Annotated in this window: 27 protein-coding genes and 2 tRNA genes; 4 read left to right on the top strand and 25 right to left on the bottom strand. The window is 34.2% G+C overall.

The window, feature by feature from the left end:
* Nucleotides 1–325: 325 nt before the first annotated feature.
* Nucleotides 326–616, top strand: a complete 291-nt coding sequence (locus tag ADA55_RS12385) for a hypothetical protein (protein ID WP_034305321.1) — start codon at nucleotides 326–328, stop codon at nucleotides 614–616.
* A gap of 794 nt (nucleotides 617–1,410) precedes the next feature.
* On the opposite strand, the gene ADA55_RS30510 is transcribed toward ADA55_RS12385, so the two are convergent.
* The 5 genes from ADA55_RS30510 to ADA55_RS28485 all read right to left on the bottom strand — a co-directional run bounded on the left by ADA55_RS30510 (nucleotide 1,411) and on the right by ADA55_RS28485 (nucleotide 3,843).
* On the bottom strand, nucleotides 1,411–1,653 hold the full coding sequence (locus ADA55_RS30510) for a hypothetical protein (protein ID WP_226990461.1): 243 nt from the start codon (nucleotides 1,651–1,653) through the stop codon (nucleotides 1,411–1,413).
* A 35-nt stretch (nucleotides 1,654–1,688) separates the two neighbouring features.
* The gene (locus ADA55_RS12375) at nucleotides 1,689–2,228 is read right to left on the bottom strand and encodes a DUF6241 domain-containing protein (RefSeq protein WP_053087399.1); all 540 of its coding nucleotides are present in this window, start codon (nucleotides 2,226–2,228) and stop codon (nucleotides 1,689–1,691) included.
* A 526-nt stretch (nucleotides 2,229–2,754) separates the two neighbouring features.
* Complete coding sequence (locus ADA55_RS27765; protein WP_142953049.1) at nucleotides 2,755–3,177, bottom strand: hypothetical protein; 423 nt, start codon at nucleotides 3,175–3,177, stop codon at nucleotides 2,755–2,757.
* Nucleotides 3,128–3,364 (bottom strand): hypothetical protein, encoded by a 237-nt coding sequence (locus tag ADA55_RS27760; protein WP_053087397.1) that lies wholly within the window; start codon nucleotides 3,362–3,364, stop codon nucleotides 3,128–3,130. The genes ADA55_RS27765 and ADA55_RS27760 overlap by 50 nt, the downstream gene beginning before the upstream one ends.
* A gap of 170 nt (nucleotides 3,365–3,534) precedes the next feature.
* Complete coding sequence (locus ADA55_RS28485; protein WP_235443561.1) at nucleotides 3,535–3,843, bottom strand: tyrosine-type recombinase/integrase; 309 nt, start codon at nucleotides 3,841–3,843, stop codon at nucleotides 3,535–3,537.
* A gap of 142 nt (nucleotides 3,844–3,985) precedes the next feature.
* Here ADA55_RS28485 and ADA55_RS28480 point away from each other — a divergent pair, with 142 nt between their 5' ends.
* Complete coding sequence (locus ADA55_RS28480) at nucleotides 3,986–4,306, top strand: tyrosine-type recombinase/integrase (RefSeq protein ID WP_226990460.1); 321 nt, start codon at nucleotides 3,986–3,988, stop codon at nucleotides 4,304–4,306.
* A gap of 579 nt (nucleotides 4,307–4,885) precedes the next feature.
* Here ADA55_RS28480 and ADA55_RS12360 read toward each other — a convergent pair.
* The 4 genes from ADA55_RS12360 to ADA55_RS12345 all read right to left on the bottom strand — a co-directional run bounded on the left by ADA55_RS12360 (nucleotide 4,886) and on the right by ADA55_RS12345 (nucleotide 7,284).
* Nucleotides 4,886–5,230 (bottom strand): DUF6176 family protein, encoded by a 345-nt coding sequence (locus ADA55_RS12360; protein ID WP_048684216.1) that lies wholly within the window; start codon nucleotides 5,228–5,230, stop codon nucleotides 4,886–4,888.
* 137 nt (nucleotides 5,231–5,367) lie between these two features.
* Nucleotides 5,368–6,189, bottom strand: coding sequence for a hypothetical protein (locus ADA55_RS12355; protein WP_048684214.1), 822 nt, complete (start codon nucleotides 6,187–6,189; stop codon nucleotides 5,368–5,370).
* Between the two features lie 81 nt (nucleotides 6,190–6,270).
* Entirely contained in the window at nucleotides 6,271–6,477 is a 207-nt protein-coding gene (locus ADA55_RS12350; protein ID WP_048684213.1) for a hypothetical protein, read from the bottom strand.
* A 12-nt stretch (nucleotides 6,478–6,489) separates the two neighbouring features.
* A complete protein-coding gene (locus ADA55_RS12345; protein WP_048684211.1) occupies nucleotides 6,490–7,284 on the bottom strand; it encodes a hypothetical protein in 795 nt (264 codons plus the stop codon).
* Nucleotides 7,285–7,364: 80 nt separating this feature from the next.
* On the opposite strand from ADA55_RS12345, the gene ADA55_RS12340 reads away from it, so the two are divergent.
* Together ADA55_RS12340 and ADA55_RS12335 are read left to right on the top strand one after the other, a co-directional pair.
* The gene (locus ADA55_RS12340) at nucleotides 7,365–8,204 is read left to right on the top strand and encodes a hypothetical protein (RefSeq protein WP_048684209.1); all 840 of its coding nucleotides are present in this window, start codon (nucleotides 7,365–7,367) and stop codon (nucleotides 8,202–8,204) included.
* Nucleotides 8,205–8,668: 464 nt separating this feature from the next.
* Nucleotides 8,669–9,280 (top strand): recombinase family protein, encoded by a 612-nt coding sequence (locus tag ADA55_RS12335; protein WP_048684206.1) that lies wholly within the window; start codon nucleotides 8,669–8,671, stop codon nucleotides 9,278–9,280.
* Between the two features lie 507 nt (nucleotides 9,281–9,787).
* Here the strand turns inward: ADA55_RS12335 and ADA55_RS12330 are convergent.
* The 16 genes from ADA55_RS12330 to ADA55_RS12265 form a co-directional block, all read right to left on the bottom strand.
* A complete protein-coding gene (locus ADA55_RS12330) occupies nucleotides 9,788–10,123 on the bottom strand; it encodes a hypothetical protein (RefSeq protein ID WP_048684204.1) in 336 nt (111 codons plus the stop codon).
* A 166-nt stretch (nucleotides 10,124–10,289) separates the two neighbouring features.
* A complete protein-coding gene (locus tag ADA55_RS12325; RefSeq protein WP_048684202.1) occupies nucleotides 10,290–10,592 on the bottom strand; it encodes a hypothetical protein in 303 nt (100 codons plus the stop codon).
* A gap of 33 nt (nucleotides 10,593–10,625) precedes the next feature.
* Complete coding sequence (locus ADA55_RS31010) at nucleotides 10,626–10,751, bottom strand: hypothetical protein (protein ID WP_264371006.1); 126 nt, start codon at nucleotides 10,749–10,751, stop codon at nucleotides 10,626–10,628.
* Nucleotides 10,748–10,870, bottom strand: a complete 123-nt coding sequence (locus ADA55_RS31005) for a hypothetical protein (protein WP_264371005.1) — start codon at nucleotides 10,868–10,870, stop codon at nucleotides 10,748–10,750. The genes ADA55_RS31010 and ADA55_RS31005 overlap by 4 nt, the downstream gene beginning before the upstream one ends.
* 15 nt (nucleotides 10,871–10,885) lie before the next feature.
* On the bottom strand, nucleotides 10,886–11,308 hold the full coding sequence (locus ADA55_RS12320) for a hypothetical protein (RefSeq protein ID WP_048684200.1): 423 nt from the start codon (nucleotides 11,306–11,308) through the stop codon (nucleotides 10,886–10,888).
* Nucleotides 11,308–11,505, bottom strand: coding sequence for a hypothetical protein (locus ADA55_RS12315; protein ID WP_048684197.1), 198 nt, complete (start codon nucleotides 11,503–11,505; stop codon nucleotides 11,308–11,310). The genes ADA55_RS12320 and ADA55_RS12315 overlap by 1 nt, the downstream gene beginning before the upstream one ends.
* Nucleotides 11,506–11,688: 183 nt before the next feature.
* The gene (locus ADA55_RS29360) at nucleotides 11,689–11,835 is read right to left on the bottom strand and encodes a hypothetical protein (RefSeq protein ID WP_153246123.1); all 147 of its coding nucleotides are present in this window, start codon (nucleotides 11,833–11,835) and stop codon (nucleotides 11,689–11,691) included.
* A gap of 104 nt (nucleotides 11,836–11,939) precedes the next feature.
* Nucleotides 11,940–12,581: a hypothetical protein gene (locus ADA55_RS12305; RefSeq protein ID WP_048684192.1), complete on the bottom strand. Its 642-nt coding sequence runs from the start codon at nucleotides 12,579–12,581 to the stop codon at nucleotides 11,940–11,942.
* 27 nt (nucleotides 12,582–12,608) lie between these two features.
* On the bottom strand, nucleotides 12,609–13,025 hold the full coding sequence (locus ADA55_RS12300) for a phBC6A51 family helix-turn-helix protein (protein ID WP_048684191.1): 417 nt from the start codon (nucleotides 13,023–13,025) through the stop codon (nucleotides 12,609–12,611).
* On the bottom strand, nucleotides 13,022–13,282 hold the full coding sequence (locus ADA55_RS12295) for a hypothetical protein (RefSeq protein ID WP_048684188.1): 261 nt from the start codon (nucleotides 13,280–13,282) through the stop codon (nucleotides 13,022–13,024). Before ADA55_RS12295 ends, ADA55_RS12300 begins: the two co-directional genes overlap by 4 nt.
* 1,034 nt (nucleotides 13,283–14,316) lie before the next feature.
* Nucleotides 14,317–14,580, bottom strand: coding sequence for a hypothetical protein (locus ADA55_RS12290; RefSeq protein ID WP_048684186.1), 264 nt, complete (start codon nucleotides 14,578–14,580; stop codon nucleotides 14,317–14,319).
* Between the two features lie 101 nt (nucleotides 14,581–14,681).
* Complete coding sequence (locus tag ADA55_RS12285) at nucleotides 14,682–14,942, bottom strand: hypothetical protein (protein WP_048684184.1); 261 nt, start codon at nucleotides 14,940–14,942, stop codon at nucleotides 14,682–14,684.
* A gap of 42 nt (nucleotides 14,943–14,984) precedes the next feature.
* Nucleotides 14,985–16,796, bottom strand: coding sequence for a hypothetical protein (locus ADA55_RS12280; RefSeq protein WP_048684181.1), 1,812 nt, complete (start codon nucleotides 16,794–16,796; stop codon nucleotides 14,985–14,987).
* A gap of 656 nt (nucleotides 16,797–17,452) precedes the next feature.
* Nucleotides 17,453–18,442 carry a tyrosine-type recombinase/integrase gene (locus ADA55_RS12275; protein ID WP_048684179.1) on the bottom strand — a complete coding sequence of 330 codons (990 nt, stop codon included), beginning with the start codon at nucleotides 18,440–18,442 and terminating at the stop codon, nucleotides 17,453–17,455.
* Nucleotides 18,443–18,616: 174 nt separating this feature from the next.
* Nucleotides 18,617–18,697: transfer RNA gene (locus ADA55_RS12270), tRNA-Leu, on the bottom strand.
* Between the two features lie 8 nt (nucleotides 18,698–18,705).
* Nucleotides 18,706–18,779, bottom strand: a tRNA-Cys gene (locus ADA55_RS12265).
* Nucleotides 18,780–18,846 lie beyond the last annotated feature (67 nt).

Here is an 18,846-nt window from a genome sequence, read left to right as displayed (position 1 = left end):
TGAAAAAAATGGCCCATTTGTTGAATAAAGTAAATGGATGAAGTATATAATCCAATTGGTTATGATCGAGCTTGAATCAACATGGTACATATAATTTGGTCCGTTTCGTAAACAAACTTCATTCTTTCGCCTACTTCGTGCGCCCTGTGCAATGATTTTTGCCTTTGGAAAAGTCTCAGATATTTTATTACTCAATTTCAATATATACCTACTTTCAACTGGTGAGTAAAAATGCTCAAAAGATAAAGATTGACAACATTTTTAGAGTGACTCATACTAGTAATGACTCAGGTGACAGAATATTATGAATAGTGGAGGGGTAATTATGAATAAGATTTTCGTTCCTAACGCAATCGCCACTTTAACAAGGCTTTTCTACAGTTCGACTACAACGAATGAGTATTTAGCTATGAGAACCGCTCAATTCTACATTGAAGACCTGAAGTTACTGCAAGACGTGGAGGCTGTTGCCTTGGCGATCGAAAATCAAAATGCTTTCGCATTAATGTCTAAATTCAAATTATTTGATTATAAGGCTGCTGAAAAAATTGAAATCGCACTTTCCGCTTCTGGCTATACGGAAGCAGACTTGAATGCTATGAATATTGAATTCTAAATCATTTATCAAAGTTAACGAAACGAATGGCAGAGTTAATATTCTTTGACCCATTCGTTTTTTCTTTTTAATTGTAAGAACAAACGTTGATAAAATAAACGATATCAGTGCATAAGATTCTATCATCTTTTAAACTCCGATAAGCTGCCAATTGTTTGATTCGGTTTTGTTTGCTCCTTGGTTTCAATTCCCTTCATTCTGGAGTGATTAAAAACCATTGCATAATGCCCCCGCACATTATTTGTACATGTTCTGTAGTGCGTCATGAACACAAAAAAGCTTCAGACAATTAAGTGTGAAGCTTGATGTAATAGCGATTCTTCGCTATTGGTGATACCGGTGGCCGGGGTCGAACCGGCACTCCAGAGGAACACGATTTTGAGTCGGGCTAAAAAATGTTAAATTCCCCATTTGTGGAAACCGATATCCCTTAAAAACCATCATATTTCTCCCTCTTTTTGAACCGCGCAATGGGGAAACAAGCAAAAATTAGTCTCAGAACTATGAAAAACCACCAAAAAACAGTAAATTCCTAATCAAATGCCAACCCCAAAGAGAACCACAAGCATAGAATTTCCAGATTCAGTGCCACTATGGTTTGATACTTATATCTTTCCGCTAAACTCCCACAGCCCAAGCGGCCCTTTTGCAGGAATATATTGATCGAGCATCCGCATGTCCTCAATTTCCCAGGCATAGCCGCCAACTCTGTAATCCCCTAAAAACAAGTCGTTCCCTGAAATAACCCGACTATCTTCTAAGACCGCCCAGTTTCCATTGTTTTCTTATATTTTCTAACAGTTTTTCAGCTTACAGACTCCAATTATCATTCCGGTCGGCAGATTATCTTCTGTATACCCATGCTTAGCCAGCAGCTCGGCAACTCCATCCAGTCTACAGGTGGGCTTATCTACTTTTTTGCTCGTATGAATAGCAAGAGGACCCCGATAATGCGTTCTCCAAGTCCTTGTTTCATATTCGGCTTCCCTAAGGACAAATAAGCTTGCCCAAGGCTGGATCATCGACAGTACTTTCATTATTAATCCCCCTGCTCCTGACATCATTAAGTTTGTTAAAAGTTATTATCGATAAATTCTGCTTCTTCATCTGTGTTAAGGATTCCGGTGGCTTTTCCAACAGTTCCATTTTGATACTCCCAAAAGTAGTTATGATCTTGAGCGACGTTGTCAAAGTTTCCTTCTTTCCAACCAGATACGATATTTAACAAATCACCTTTAAGCATGAAATCGCTATCAACCACAATATCGTAAACTGCATTGATGTTTTCGGAATTCATCTCAACTGCTCCCCATTTCTCTTCTGCAATAACTTTTTGATGAGTCATATGGTGCATAACATCCATAACTTCTTCTTGAGTTGAATTTTGGGTAAGACCAGTTTCATCTTGAACTCCACCAATTTCTGAAGTTTGTTCTTCCATATCTTCATCTTTCTTAATATGCCCCGTAACGTCCATGACGGCAATATCACCTGAATTTGGTTTATTATACTTTGCTTCATACTCTTTAGCATTCTGATAAATTGTTATTACCACTGAAATAATTGCTGCTGCAGCTATAAGTCCAAACATTGACCATCTAAATTTATTCATGATAAGTTCCTCCGAGTCATAGTTCGATTATCACTCATTTCAGTTACATCCTTTTATGGATAAGCTAACCATTATTATATTAACATAAACTATTAACAAATAATCTTAAACTATTAAGTAACCATATAGATAGATATAAAATTTTTATCTTATAATAAAAAAATTGAGCATAAGTTATTAATCCTCAAAATCATCTAAATCTAAATTGATTAGATGGGATTAATAAACACTCTGTATTGGCCATTAAACTACTCCCTATAATTCTATATAAAATTTATTGGAAACCAATACAGAGTATCCTGAGACTTCTAAGGATTATATAAATCTTACCAGTTCATTAATTGAACATTGGAATCATTTAATCTTCCTTCAAATATCTCATAAAGATCAATTTGTCCATGCTTCAATTGGCTATTATATAAGGTGTTTTCTAAGCAAGTTCTAAAGTAAACTCCAAAGTTATCTATTTCACGATTTGCTTCTACCTCTTTTAAGACCCTATAACAAACTTCTTTACTCAATCCTTTTAATCGATATTCAAAATTAATTTATTTATTATTTCATCGTTGTTAACCGATTTCTTATTAACAAAATAATTATTAATATTTTTATATTGTTCTTTTTTATTTTTCCTTTTATAAGCTGGTAACTTTTGTACAGGCTTGGATTGCTCTTTTGTTATTGCTAGGGTTACACATTTGTCATAGCTCAAAAAATCTTCAGACTGTTTCTGTGCTGAAGTTCCTTGTTCATTTTCCTCGTTTAGGTCTGCTCTTTTGTCAGAGCTGACAACAACTTTTGGAAGTAAATGCTGCACTATTTTATCTGTGATATGAAAGTACTTCTTAGATGGCGAACCCATGATTACCGATTCGATATATCCTGCATCTTCTAAATCCTTAATTGCTTTCAATTGCTGCCTGTATGATAAAGCTGTTTCTTCTTCCAAAACTCCACTTAGTTAAATAGAAGTACTCTTTACCATCTCGTACAGTTAGCATTTTCTTACTTCCAAAACTTTCATAGCTTGAACATAACTGTCCAAAAATAATTGCTCCGTTGACTGATACTTCATGAGCTAGTTCTTTATTGAACATAACAAACGCATTGCCTCCAAGTATGGATAATAAATTCATGTTCTTTTTCCCCTTTTGATACAGAAAAAGAAACTTGCTAAAATTTAATTAGAAGTTAATTCTTCTGTTTTTTGTGTAGAGATGGTAGAGCCGCCAAACTCATTTGCCATCTCTTTTATTATTAAAAGACACCGAACATTCGTTTGTAAAGTAAAGGTTGGGATATATTACTATATTTTTAATCCTCTTAATGCTCCGTGCAACTTATGCTTTTGCTCCAGATCTTGTCCCCATATATTCACATATCTTTTAGTAACAGTGATATCTATATGACCAAGTAAATGCATTAAAGAGAATGCATCCACACCTGAAACAATCATCCTCTTAGCCATCGTATGTCTAAATGTATGAGGACTAACTCGCTTATTTATCATTGCTTCCTTCCCATACTTAGTAAGCCTAGTTTGAATGCTTTGTCGATTTAATTCTTTATTATCCTGGCTTATGGACAGTTTGGTCGTCTCAACGTCTCCTCTTATCTTTATATATCTGCTTAGCTGCCCTTTTGTCGTTTCAAATAAGTAAACCGTTCTTTCATCTATAACTTTTTATGTAAGAGCAAACTTATCGTAAAGAACACAATGAGGAACATCAAATTATTAAGGGATAGACAAAAGACAATTGAAAAACAATAAAGAAGAAATTGAGAAACTTATAAGGACAATTAGAAAAGAAAAAACGTTTATATCCTTTAGAGATGAAGTAATCATACTTGTTTTCCTAGATACTGGAGTCAGATTGTCTGAACTTGTAGGCATTGAAGTAGATGATGTTAGGGGGAACATTATCATTATTAGAAGAACAAAGAATCTCTTTAGAGCTCTCAACAGGGTATTAATAGTAGTAACTTTCATTAGTTCCTTACTCTGGAGAATTAAGCTTTCTACTTCCTTTTGTACCCATTCAACGAGCTGCTTATTAATTATCTTCTTTGATCCATGAAATTCATTTTTGTAGTATTCAATCGCCGCTGGTCTTAAGTTTCTTAAATAGCAGTCCTTAAAAAGGCTTCATATGCTTCATCATCTGAAATCTTCTTCTTAATAATTCTTAGTTCATCTTCCCGTTAAAGACCTCCTACGCACACGATTCTTAGTTATTTTTGTCGTGTAAAAGACAAAGAAAAAGGCCTCAACAATTAAGTTGAGACCTTTTTTCTATAAGCTTTCATGATACCGGTGGCCGGGGTCGAACCGGCACTCCAGAGGAACACGATTTTGAGTCGTGCTAAAAATTTCATTAGTATATATATCATTGAGAAACCGTGATTTCTCCGTCTATTCGAACGTTAATTGTGGTTTTTCTATTCGTCACTATTCATACGATAATCTAACAATTTACATTATAGTAGTTTTTCCAATTGTTTGCAAGTTTCTGTATATAAAAAAGGCTGTTTTCGTATAGATTGTCGCTTTCTTGAAAAACGAGTGTAGCAAATGCTTATTCCTATTCCAGCTGTCAAAATATTTAACGACTGTTGAAATGACAAAATGAACAAAAAAAGACCTCAAATAAAAGAGGTCATTTCATATTTTGTCTTATATTTTCAGGAATCATAACTACTTCCGTTTTTAAATCAACAGGTTTGAATGTTTCATCAATGCACTCTTTCCAATACTCTAAATGCTTTTTATCTATCCAGTGGTCTGATTCCTGCACACCTTGTCCGCCTTGACCTTGAACAGAGTACCAATATAGATACTCATCACCATTTAGATGTTCTCTAAATATAGTTTCAACATACATTTTTTCGCCTTCAAGGGTTATCAGCACATCATTCATATTTTCGTTTAGAAACTTTAACCATTCGTCTACTCGTTCCGATTTACCTTCCTTAACCCTAAATCTTGTTAGTTCTACATTCATATTTCTCCCCCAATTAATTAGTTATTCTTTTTATATTACATATTTTAGCAGATTTTTGTAAACAGGAAAAAGTATGATAAATAACAACTACCTTACGAAAACAGCCTTAAAAAAAGTAATCAATAAATTAATATTGATTACTTCTTCCTTCTTGCCAATATTTCTTCTATATCCATGAAATGTAATTCAAGCAAACTCATATCAGTTTTTTCCTCATCAATCACTTCTGAAAAAATTTCGTTAAAACGTAGAACTTCAAACTCACCATCAATTACCTTATCCAATTCAAAGAAATCCAGATGTTCATATGCTATTAAAAGTCCATTTATGGCATTTTCCATCCCAATATATCGAGTATTGTTTTTTTCTTTTTCTAACATAACGCTTTCTAAAAAGTAACTGGTACATTCTTTAATATTGAAGTTAACTTCTAATTTATGTGATTTTTGAATCCAAACAACTACTATTGAAGCTAAAACTGTTAAATTATTTGCTACACTTTCAAAGAACTGTTTATTATGGTGAAATCCTTCAATGTTTTTATCTTCATTTGATAAGTTATGTTTATTAAATGTAGTTTCTTCAGGCTTTTTATTGATATCATCATACAAATTTTCTTCAATGTTCTTAACAATATTATTGATGGTATCAACAGTTTCTTTAAGTGATTTGATGTTCCCACTAATATGTGCTACTTCTGATAATTCATTTGTAATCTGTTCAATCTTACTTGCGGTAATGTCCAATTTTTGTGTTGAGTTCTCATATGTACTGCTTTGATAAAAGGAATAAATAATGGCAATAACCGCTAGGAGTATCGAAACAATTGTTCCTGCAAACCCAACATAATCTACAACATTTGTATTATCCGATAAACGTCCCGAAATAATAAATATGATAGCTATTACAAGAAACCCAACTATATAAAAGAAATCTCTTTTATTTGGAAAGTTTTTCATATTTCTTCCCCTTCTTACTACTTAATTATAAATCTGAGGAGGAGGACGTTACCCTTTTTGGATAGCGTCCTTTCATCAATATTAACCTTCGTATTCTTTTACCATAAAGTATTGTACGTTTGCCTTAACAAGAACTAAATCGTCTGTTAACGCTAATACGGGGCTATCTCCATCATCTTCGAATTGGTTTTTAATAGAGTTTCTAGCCCGAATTAGTGAAGTTTCTTCTATTATATGCCCTACTTCTCCGTTAATTAAATGGAATGTTACTTCGTATTGTTTACTCATAATTTTTCCCCCTTAGGTATTTTTTCTCGAACTTAATAATTCTTGTTCTTTTTCCCATGCCTTCAATCTATACATTAACCCTATTTGTTCAGCTAATCCCATATTTTTTTCAGTATAATCTCTAGGCATAATCCATCTAATCAGGTTGTTAAAGTAATCATGAAACATTCTATCAAAGCCAATCAACTTTTCTTTCCAGTCAGTTAAATTTACTTCTTTACGGTTAATCATTCTTAACCTTGAACCATCTAGCCCTATCGGTAGGTATTCATCATTTTCACCTAATCCATCAATAAAAAAAGTACCTCTATGTTTTAGGTAGTTGTATTCTTCTCTAATTTCTTTAGTCTGTTTGTCGTTGAAAAATTCAAAAACGTATTTTGATAGCTTATGTTGCTTATGAAACCATAATTGTAATCTTAAATTTGATTCATTACATTCTTTAGATAGTTGTTCATATTTCTTTTTATCTTGTAGAACTCCGTAGTCATTATCACCAAAAAAGAAATAAAGAACCTGCCATGAAAGGTCAATACTATAATTGTAGTATGCTAGTGAATCAAAAAGAAACTTTGACTTAATGAATTGTGTATGTAAGTAATCATCTTTTGAAATAAGTTGTCCATAATTATCTACATCCATGTAATCAAGAGATACTCTAGCATTAGAAATTTGATAGTACACATCAACAATTTTCACACTAGCTGCAATTACATTCGGTAAATACTTTGAATATTGAACAATCCACGGATTATAATCTAACCAATTAATGATATCGTACTTTTCCCTTAATTCAGCAACATCCAATTACAATCCCCCTAGTTGTTATTCCTTCCACTATTATACAATGGAAGTAATTAAAAAATAAGGGTATGGGGTGTTCTCCTATGAGTTTATTTACTGAAAAGGTAATACAAAACGTTATTTTTAGTTTTCCTAGCCTTTTAAATATCGACGAACAACTAGAACCATTCGAAAAGGAAAAAAGAATCGAAAAATTACGTTGTGACGCTATATTTAAAATCAAAAATAAAAACGAATTTATACTTATAGAAATGAAAAAGAATAATGCTAACTATTCGGATATTGGGCAAGTTATGGAGTATTACTCTTTACTGTTGGATAAAGGGTATAACATTACTAAGGTTTGTTTATTAGCGAAGCATTTTCAAGATGGAATACTATCTGCCTTAAAGTATAGCGGAATTGAAGCACTCGAATATAACGAAGGTTCCATCCAAACAATTATCAATACGGATTACAATGAGAATAATGAAGGGATATATTTAGAACCAATTAACCATAGTGAACACATTGGGGATTTTCCATCTCTTCCACTTAATAAACTTGATAAAAACAATAGAGATTTTATTTGTAAGGAATTCGAGAACTATAAAAATGAATTCAATCAAAAGAACCAACAATATTTATTAGAGATATGGGAATTTACCGTTAAAAAAGGAGGAGGGTGCTATTTAACCTCTATTAAACATAAAGGGAAAGCCATTCATCCGTTTAAAAGTCCCTTTGACTTTATGGCTTCTAAGAGAGGTACAAACGCTTCAAGGTTTGCCGTCTGGAACTACTTCCAAGAAAACTTTGGTGGGATTCCTTATAATAAAATAAGAGTTTGGACGTATAACCCTTTTCGTCCTAATCGTCTAGCACATAGTGAATACAATGAAACTGATTTTATTAACGAGTGTGTCCCTCCAAAATACCGATAACAAAAGGGTTACATTCGAAGGTTAAAATTAATAGAAAAAATTTTTGTAAAGGAATTCTCATTTTAAACATATGGGATTCCTTTTTATGTAACACCCCCGACTTTAAAAATGGTGTACGTATATTCGATAGGCTAGGTGGAGGGCAGGACTACCCCCGTCCCCCATGGTGTACCCTCGTCAATTCTGATTTTACATACAAAATATCAAAACCGTATTCCTATCACTTTCTTACTTATCACTCATATAAAGCCTTATAAAGCCCTATCGTTGTGGGTATTATCTTTATTTACAACTTGTATGTGAAGTCCATAAAGGTACACCATTACAGACGGGGATAACAACGCCCAAAACAACGTCTATTTTTAAAATTAATCAACCTTTATAAACGTCTACAAAACAATTGACCTTATTGTACGTTTGGTATATATTTATCTTATCAATTAACGAAATGGTAGGTATATGCAATGGGAATTGATTTTGGATATATTCGTGTAAGTGATAAACATCAGAATCTCGCTAGACAATTAGAAGCGTTGAAGTCTTATGTAACTAATGAGAAATACATATACAGTGATAAAGCAAGTGGTAAGGACATGGAACGTGAAGGATTTCAAAACCTCTTAAAAGCTATGAGGAATGGCGACACTCTTTACATCAAGTCTATTGACCGATTAGGGCGTAATAAAGAACTGATTAAAAAGTATTTAGAATACTTCAAGAACGAGGGTATTAGAGTTAAAATTATTGACCTACCTACTACTATGCAGGACGTTCCAGAAGGGCAAGAATGGGTTATAGACATGATTAACAACATCATTATCGAAGTCTACACTTCTATAGCAGAACAAGAAAGATTAACAATTAGACAACGACAACAAGAAGGTATCGCGGTTGCCAAGGCACAAGGTAGACATTTAGGAAGACCTGCCTTAGAACTCCCTAAAGAGTGGAGTAAACTATACAAGGAATGGAAAGAAGGTAAAATAACTGCCGTTGCTTTCATGGACACACTAGGAATGAAAAAGGCTACTTTCTATAAGAAAGTAAAGGAGTATGAAAAGGCAGGTTCTAAATAGAAAGATATTAGCACACATTGAAAACACGGGCTTAAATAAAGTCGGTGTTTTTATTTATGTCCTTGTAAAGGATTAACAAAACAATAATAAGCACTTATTTTGTCCCACGTTACTTGTCGTTTCCTCCCTCAAATATAGCTTAACCCCTTTAGTGTCAAGTGTTTAACCTTTACATGTAACAAAACGGATATTCTGATAGTGTTACGTCTTGGGTGGGTTTTAGGTACTTTGTATATTGTCATTAACTCAGTTTGTTTACGTTCGCTACACGGCAATTCTAGGACACTTTTACGATAGGTTACCCGTCAGCTTTAAGTTAATTGCCTTGTAGTGCGTTTCTCAGACACAAAAAATAAGACTATCCCCGAAGGAATAGCCGTCACTTGTTCGTGTATTAAATTAGTCTTACCACACTTTTAAATTACTCCGAAGAGTTTAGTATTCATTCTTCATTTTTAATGATTTCCGCCCTTATATACCAAGGGTTCTAACCCTCTAAAACTGTGGTTATTTACCTCTTTTACTATTCACTTTTCTATATGATTCTTTCCTTGCTTGTTCTCGACAAAAATCCCTGCAATATCTTGTACCTCTCGTAGCTGGCTTAAATATTTGCCCGCAGCGTTTACACGGCTTATATGAGAAGTTAACAACCTCCTTCTTTTCTGCCTCCTGCTTTGGGTCTACGTAAGTATTGAAATAGTCACATTGTATATCTTCTTCTGGAACTACATAACCTCTATAAGTGAATCCAGATACTAAAGGACATTCCGTGTCCCTTATCAAGCACATACCATCTTTATAGTTTGCACAATCATTCTTTACTTTCTGCTTTCTGTTCATTTTAATCTATCCCCTTTTTGTTTTGATAAATAAAAAAAGGCGTGAACATAAAAAGTTCACACCCTAAAAATGAAAAAAATCATTCAATTCCCTATTACAAATATCCCCTAGCCGTAATGCGTAACGGCATATGTAAACGAAAAGGCGGAATTAACCACCGTCCTCTTTAGTGGTTGTATCTAAGTTTCTCTACAATGTGGTTAAATTCTTCGGGTATCTCGTCCCTTTGAAAAACCATATAAAAATCTACTGCGTATTCTTCCCGTGATAACGGAACATGATAGTTAGGGTGTGTCCAACCGCGATTCTTCTTTTCTTCTAACAAAGTAACTACCGCCGATTGAACTTGCCCCATTAACTCATCATACATTTGGTGTCCTACATCTACCCCGTTTTCCTCCATAAGTTCAAGTAGTTCAATATGTGGGGGAACGGGGAATTTTTTCATAAATACATAAAAGTCTTTCATGTTTAGCCCCTCCTTTACAAAAGAAAAGACGACTTATTTTGTCGCCCTTTTGAATTGATTGTTCCTTGCTTCTTGTTGCTTTTGAAGGCTATCTGCTTTACCCGTTACCTTCTTTTGTCTCCTGCTTGTAGCCTTTGGGCTTTTCGCTTTCTTAATCATTCCTTATCCTCCTTTTCAATCGGCTTTAATAGTCCCATAATTTTCGCGTATTCTTCCATTGCTTTAAAGTCACCTTGTATAACTCTTTCGTGTAATTCTTTTAAGTATTGTTCATTCATTATTCCTTATCCCCCTTATTTCTTCGATAGTGCTAACAAGTCCGCCCATGATTTGGATTGTGTAGCTTCTTGATGGTTTCCTTCTGCTTTATCAAATGAAGATTGCTTATTCTTTGCCTTTTCTTGATGTTCTGCTTTAGCTTTATTTCGTTGGACATACCCATAAGACATTTTTGTAACTGGGTCTGCCTTCATTAATTGTTCTTCTGTAAGTTCCTTAGAAAAAGAAGATTCAAACAAGCTATCACCTCTTTTTTCTGCTTCTACTCGATACCCTTCCGCCATTAACGCTTGACTATGTTGTGACGTGTTTTTAGTGCTAATAGAAATAGCAGGTGCTTGTCCTCTACTTACATACGTGTTATACATTTCTAGTGCTTCCTTATCCCCGTTAAATGCCTTTTCTTGAAGTTCGCTAATGTGTAATTTGTTATCCATTATTTAATTCCTCCATTGTCCTTAGTCATTTTCAATAAATCTTCAATCATAATTTCCTGCATTTCTTCTTCGAACAATCTAGCGACTAGTTCTTTAGCTAGTTCCAAACGCTTTAAATCTTTAATGCTATCAATATTTTGTTTAATATGTCCTCTACAATTGTCCTTCTTAACGTTATCTGAAATTACTCGTTCCATTATTTATTTCCCCCTACTAATTCTTTTTCTACGCCTTTATTTACTCGACAATCCTTACAAAGAGAAGAATATTCTAGCGTGGTTCTTACCTTGTCGAAGTCCTCGGTCAATTTGATTTGTGAACAACCATGACATAATTTAGATACGATTTTATTAGTTTCTTCATGAACAAAAATAACTACCTTACGCATTCCCTTCAAACTCTCTTTCTGCTTCTTCTAATGCTTCCATGTCCTCTACACTTCGAATGTTTTTAATGAATAAGGCTATAATGTCGTCCTGCTTCTTTCGTATCTCTTTACCGCGTTCATATGCTTCTACAACGTTCATGTTTTCAATCTCCTTTTTGAATAATCTTTTACAATAAAAAGACGGGGAAGTTTGTCGTCCGTTCCCCGCCGTGAAGTGTCTTTTTTTAATTGTGGGTGAGTGAATTATTTCTTAAATTTATCCTTGTTCTTCATTGTTACGGATGATACTTTACGGTCTACAAATGCTTCTCTTATTTCGTCCATGTAAACTAGTGGAGAATAATGATGCCCGTCCATTTGATAACGTTGGTTAAGATGTAACTGGAAGTCGTATCTAGGGTCTTTATTTTTAAGCCCTACGCGTTTTTCTACCTCTCGGAACGTTTTCCAATACTCGGAATCGTACTTAGCTTTCTTCTCTTTGTACTCGATAATCTTGTTAAGATAGGCTATTTTTAATTCGTTCATTTCGTCGAATAACTTATTAAAGTCCTCTCGCTTATCCTTAGTGAAGTCGTTACGTTCTTGGTCAATTGCATCCCTTTGCTTCTCTAGTTCGCTTTTTAAAACTCCGTCTAGTTGGCTTAGTTGGAACTCTGCTTGTTTAAGTTCTGCCCTAACCTTCTCTAAGTCGGTAGATAGTTTTTTAGTAGGTTCTTTGTCCTCTAAGATAGCTTGGTTAAAGTCATCTTGTACGGCTTGATACATTAGCCTTGCTTCTTCGTGAAGGGTTGCTACCCGTTCCGTTAGCTTCTCGCGTCGTTTCTCTACCTTGTCCAATACCTTGTTAACGTGTTTTACTGCGTCCCCTTTAAATAGTCCCATGTGTGAACCTCTCCTTTTTTCCAACAATTACTTAACCCGCGTGATATGTGTCGTAGACTTTCCTAGTCTCTCTTTAATGTCGTCTAACATTTCTTGTGAGATTGTCGTTTTTAGTTCGCTTTCGTCCTTAGTTGTTATCTCTTGTTTCTGCGGTGCTAGTAGTCCGTGAATCTTTGCATATAGTTCCATATGTTTATATGAACCCTTTAACGCTTCTCTATCTAACACTTGAAAATACTTCGGTTTACTATTAGCAGACAAGTCTAATAAATACTTATCATGTAAGTGCTTGCCGTGGTCTGTTTCTTTCCATGTGTATAGTGTCTTTCGGCTGATACCGTGAGACTTTGCGATGTCCTCCATTGTCTCGCCGTCATAGGAACGCCCGAAGTAATCTTTTAGAATCGCAATTTGTCTTTTGTCTAATCTTGCGTCTTTTCTCATTCATCAAACTTCCCTTCGTCGTGTTCTACAATTAACTGAATGCTTGCTAGTTGTTGGTCGGTTACTCCTAATTGTCTTAATCCTCGTAGGATTCTAATTTCATTCCATCTTGATAGGCTTCGTCGTTCCCGTTCAATCTTGCAAAGATAATCGGGTTCAATGTCTACCGTCTTTGCGAAATCTCTAGGTCGTACGTCTTTCATTTGTCTAGCCATACGAATAACCTTGCCCCGCAATTTGAATTCAACTTCCTGCATGTCCTCAACTCCTTTATAGTTGTTTGTATTTGTTAAGGTATTTTGTTACCTTTTAGATTAAAAATAAGAAGGAGGGACAAACGAACGCCCCGCCTATATAACATGAAAAGAGATTATTAAACACGTCGCAGAATAGGAACTAATCGGATTAAAAGTTCCTACCTATTAGCATTGTAGAAGCCCTTTTTACAAGTGCGATTATCAAAGTTCACAATTTGTTCAAAAATATGATTAACCGCTGCTACTCTTTAGCTGGAGTTTTCCACCTCAATTTGTGACATTTATAAACAAAAAAAACCACGAATCCAATTAAGGAAACGTGGGTTTACTTTGCGTCAGAAAGTAGATTTTAAAAGACGAAATATACAAACACACCAAAAAGCAATAAAAAAGAAAGCAACTGCTTAATTTTGTTAACTGATAAATCCATATACAAATAAACTCCCCTACTCAAACCCAGGGCAGGGACTTGGATAGGGGAATATATTCATTGGAAATATAAGAAAACGACGGGAATCATATCCCCGCCGAATTCTTAGTATCATGTATTTAATATTTGTAAACAAAGAATGATTAATTCTCTTTGTAAATAATTAGTTACGAACGAAGTGAGTAACACGCCGTAGGCGTAATACTTCTTTTTGATTCTTTAAACAAAGAATAGACTTATTCATTAAAACCTTATCGGCTTCGCCGAGGCTAACGCCATTATAACTCAAACAGTTTGTTTATCGTATATCTCTATATATAAGGCATTGTAAGAGGGCAAAATACAAGTGCGACATGAAAGTTTTTTTAATCCAATTTCTAAAAAACGGCTGAATCCCTTGTCCCCCAACGGTTCTAGCAATTGTTAAGTTTTTGTGACAAGCCTTAGTAACACTTGTAGGAAATTAATACCATTTGTAATTATCCTTTATCTTAGCAAAGTGTCTTGTGATTGGTTAGTTCTAAAAAGCCTAATAAATCAACTTTTGTTAACCTAATCAACCACAAGATTAACAATACACTTTCTATGACTTTTTATTAATAAATTAAAAAACGTGAATGCCAGTAATTTCGTAATACATCTTTTTAATATCTATATTTCCATTTCCATGTTTAATAGCTTCTTGTACTCGTAATTGAAGTTTTAATAACGGAGATATATCATAGGTGTCTTTATCTACTTGCTTAAATAGACCTTTCTTAACCATATCGTTTATTGTTTCGTGTATTTCATTTTTTTCATGACCGAACATTTTAGCTATTTTGTTTACATCTACTAATGTTACTTTGATTTCATGTTTATTAGCCATAATAAAATCCCCCTCAATAAAAAATAATCACTTCTTTATAATAGGGGATTGAAGACTATTGTCAATATATACCAAATTACGAATTACGGTATTACACTAATTCATTTGCTTTTCTTTATCTTGTCCATTTTTCTTTGATATTCGTATGTGTGAAACAAAAAATCCGCAACTATTTTAGCTGAATTTACTACCTCTTTCAATGGTTTTTGAGGTTCTTGGTTACTCGGGGCAAGGTTCAAGTGATTACGTACATCTTTTAATAGTTCTGGTAAAGGCGGTTTATCTTCATTTTCTTTTCCTTCGTTATTAAATATTATCTCTTTACATACTCCTCCAATTAGAGACCTTGCGTTAAGAGACAATAAAAATAAGACACCTTTTCAGATGCCCTATGTAATGCCATTTTATTTTTTTCTGTTTTTCTTTTTACTATCTCTAGATTGATTCCGCTTCTTCTTTTTTGCCCCTTTACTTTTCGCTTTACTAGTACTCTTATTAATCCCATTTTGTCTTAATTCTGGATTATAGTGCTTTCTAGTTATACCTTTCTTTTCAAAATAAATCTCATCAAATACTGTTGCAAAATCCGGGTCAAAACCAAAGAACTTTTCTTCACTAGCGTTTAAAGATTGCAAACTTCCATTTTCTAAGAAGTAGCCAAGTATCTCTAATTCATCTGAAGCAACTAAATACTTATGCAATTCTTCTCTTTCATGCAAGTATTGAATAAATGAATTTATGCTACCTTTTTTATATATGATTCCATCCAAAGCAGTTTCTAAATCATATAAGTTACAAGCCCACGGATAAGGTTCTTCTTCTGGCTTTTCAAGTAAGTATGATAAATTCGTGGAAAGTATCCCAAAATCTTCTGCCGTAACTACAAGTATAAACACTTTTTTTATTTTGTCTTTTTCTATCCTTAGTAATTCATTACCATTTGAATCGAATAAGATTGTCTCTTTTTTTGATAGAATGAGATTCTTTAAATTTAATCCCTGATTATATCCTTTTTGGATACCACCATCACTTCTAAAGTCTCTTTTGATTCTTTTATAAGCTTTATCTGGGTCTCTAAAGGGTTCCTTCACTTTAGAAGCCTTAACTTCCACTATAAAAACTGTATCTCCATATTCAATTAGCAAATCATGTTCATTCTGTGATTTGTTGTTTTCAAAAACTGAAGTATAGTAATTAGCTGAATCCTTAAATACACCTTGGAAAATCTCTAATGTTTTTTCTTCAGACTTCTTATCTCTATTTTTATAGAATCTTTCTTTATATTCACTACTCTCTAGTAAAGAAGTAAGTTGAATTTGTATAGCGTGTAAAATTTGTACACACATAGGAACAAATAATAATTTATCAGACTTCCTCCACATTGGGGAAGTTTCAAAAGGATTTTTTTCAGTATAATAAAAGAAACTACTATCTTGTCGTATCATTGAAAATAGGCTAACAAAATTCTTGGTTATTTCTTCTCCAAACTCATAACTTAAATCTTCTACTTTAACCTGGTGGATTAGTTGAATCTCCTCACCTAACTTAATAGTATTTGGAAGGTAAAGTTCTTTCTTTGCTTGTTCAAAAGAAACTTTCTTCTTTTCCATATATTTAAAAAACTGTTCTCGTTCTACCTTTGCTTTATATTGTAATTTTTGTATGTTATCAAATCTATTTTTCAAATTATCTCTAATGAAAGTATATATTCTTAGAAGTTCATCAACACTCATTCCTATTTGTTCTTGAATATATTCATTGAAGGGAGTAAACCATACTCTAATTCTATCCTCTGCTTGTTCTTCAAACGTAAGTGAATTGGTATTAAAATAATTTAAAAAAACTGGCATGCTTATTTTTCTAGCTTCTAACCAATGGTCATCTACATTGTCTATTCCTTCTCCGTCCCTTGGAAGAAATATTTCAGCATAACAATCAGTAATTTCATTAAGAATTGTTTTAATAATTTCTAATGGAGGTTCCTTTTTTGTCAAAATACTATTATCTTGTGTAGACAATAATAACCCAATTAAATATAAGTACTGTTTAAAAGGGGAATTCAATTGAGTTCTTTCGGAAATATTTTCATTTATATTAACTGTAATACCAAAATCATTAGCAACAAACCCTATTAAATCTTCTGTATTAATATCTCTAAGTATTTCCTTTAAAGAATTAATTTTAGATTCTATTTCACTATAAACGTCAACACTCATATAATAAGCACCTACCCCTATTAATTCAACTGAACTGATATATTGCTTATTATACTAGAAATTTTTAGTAAATGGTTGACTCTATGTTTTTCCTAAATCTGAATTAATCAGATTGATTAGGAAACGTTGGTCAGAAGAATGACTACCTTGTTAAGCACTCAAAAAATTAATGAGTACAACAAGTAGTCGTTCATTGTCCTGAATTGAACCGAGTTGTTGAGGGTTCCGCAGTATCACCTTGTTTGAACGTTGTACTTTCATACACAACAGACTTTTTACACGTTATGCTTGTCCAACGTGCCGAATGTTATCGTTTGTCTGTTGCTACCTGTGCCGTAACACACCAAGCAACCAACCGAACCGTTAATGGTCGTTCTCACCTAGTAACCACAAGCAAACAAGGAAAGCTTTTAATGTGGCTACAGTAGAATTTATCTGCAACGGCTTCTACCTAGACCTTTCAAGGTTAGATTAACGTCGTATTAGTCGGCAATCCACGACGGGATAACCTGCATAGCTGCTAAAAAAGGCACTACTTAATAAGCCTTGCATACACGAATTTTTTTCGATAATATGTAAAGTAGCTAAACGGTTTATCCGTATTTAGTTAATATGGTTTTTTTAAGGTCACGCGTTGCACCGCGTGGCTTTTTCTTTTATCTTCTTTTCTTTAACACCTTCAAAGGTGAAAAATCCTTATGTCTTTCTCTAACGTCATTTCCGAATAGGTTTACATAGGTCTTAACTATTTCCATACTTGTATGTCCTAGAATGGTCTGGAGTTCGAATATATTAGCCCCTTGTTGAACGCTTAGTTTTGCGAACGTATGGCGGAATGTATGAGGACTACAACGAACGTCTTTTATTTTGGCTTTCACCCCGTATATGTCGATTCGTTGTTGTACTGACCTTCTTAACAAAGGTGTCCCGTCAATCGTTACAAATAAATCATCACATTCAACAAGTCCCCGTATGGAGATATACTTTCTTAATTGCTTCTTCATTTCATTTTGAATGGGCACTAGGCGTTCTCTATATGTCTTAGCGTTTCTTATCCTCAACAAGCTATCTTCCCATTGAATATCAGCTAGTGAAAGCCCTACAAGTTCATTTACACGTATTCCAGTTTCAAGGAAAACCATCATTATCGTATAGTCACGTACCCCCGTAAAAGTCGTTAAATCTGGTTGATTGAACAAAGTATTTAATTGTTCTTTTGAGAACGTAGGAATAACATGTTTCCTATCCTTTAATAAAGTGATGTTCTCCATTGGATTCTTTGGTATGTGTTTCTTCTTGTATAGGAAGTTGAAGAATGAACGTAGCCCGCGTAATCGGGTATTGATTGAAACAATCTTAATCCCTTTGTAAGTACGCATATAACGGATTACATTTTCTTGGATATGTTCTTCCGTAACGTTATACGGCTTTAACTCTCTCGTATCTATCCCTTGTTCTTCTAACTGATTAAGAAACGCTTGTATCTCATTCTGATAATACTTAATCGTAAACGGCCTTAAATTTCGTAAATCGCAATCATCAAGAAAGAATTGTAACGCTTCTTTAAATGTTTCTGCATACGACTTCTCACTTTTTCGGACGATTGATAATTCACGGTCATTAAGATTGTTTTTACGTCTTGCCATATGTAACCTCCCTTCGAACCTATTCGCACGATTAATTCACACGATTAGAGACAATAGGAAAACACTAAAAACTAACGTATTTTAAACACAAAAAAACGTTTCCCACAATGTGAGAAACGTTGATTTGACGGTATATTCACGGTTAATTGATGATATACCTAACGAAATAATTGATACCGGTGGCCGGGGTCGAACCGGCACTCCAGAGGAACACGATTTTGAGTCGTGCGCGTCTGCCAATTCCGCCACACCGGCATGTATGTTGGAGGCGGCAACCGGAATCGAACCGGTGGTAAAGGTTTTGCAGACCTCTGCCTTACCGCTTGGCTATGCCGCCAACGTTTTTTGGAGCGAAAGACGGGATTCGAACCCGCGACCCCAACCTTGGCAAGGTTGTATTCTAC

Origin of the sequence: Bacillus sp. 220_BSPC, assembly GCF_001054655.1 — a bacterium.
Classification (GTDB): Bacteria; Bacillota; Bacilli; order Bacillales; family DSM-1321; genus Peribacillus; species Peribacillus frigoritolerans.
The sequence above is the reverse complement of the archived record's forward strand: the minus strand, read 5'-3'. Positions and strand labels throughout refer to the sequence as shown.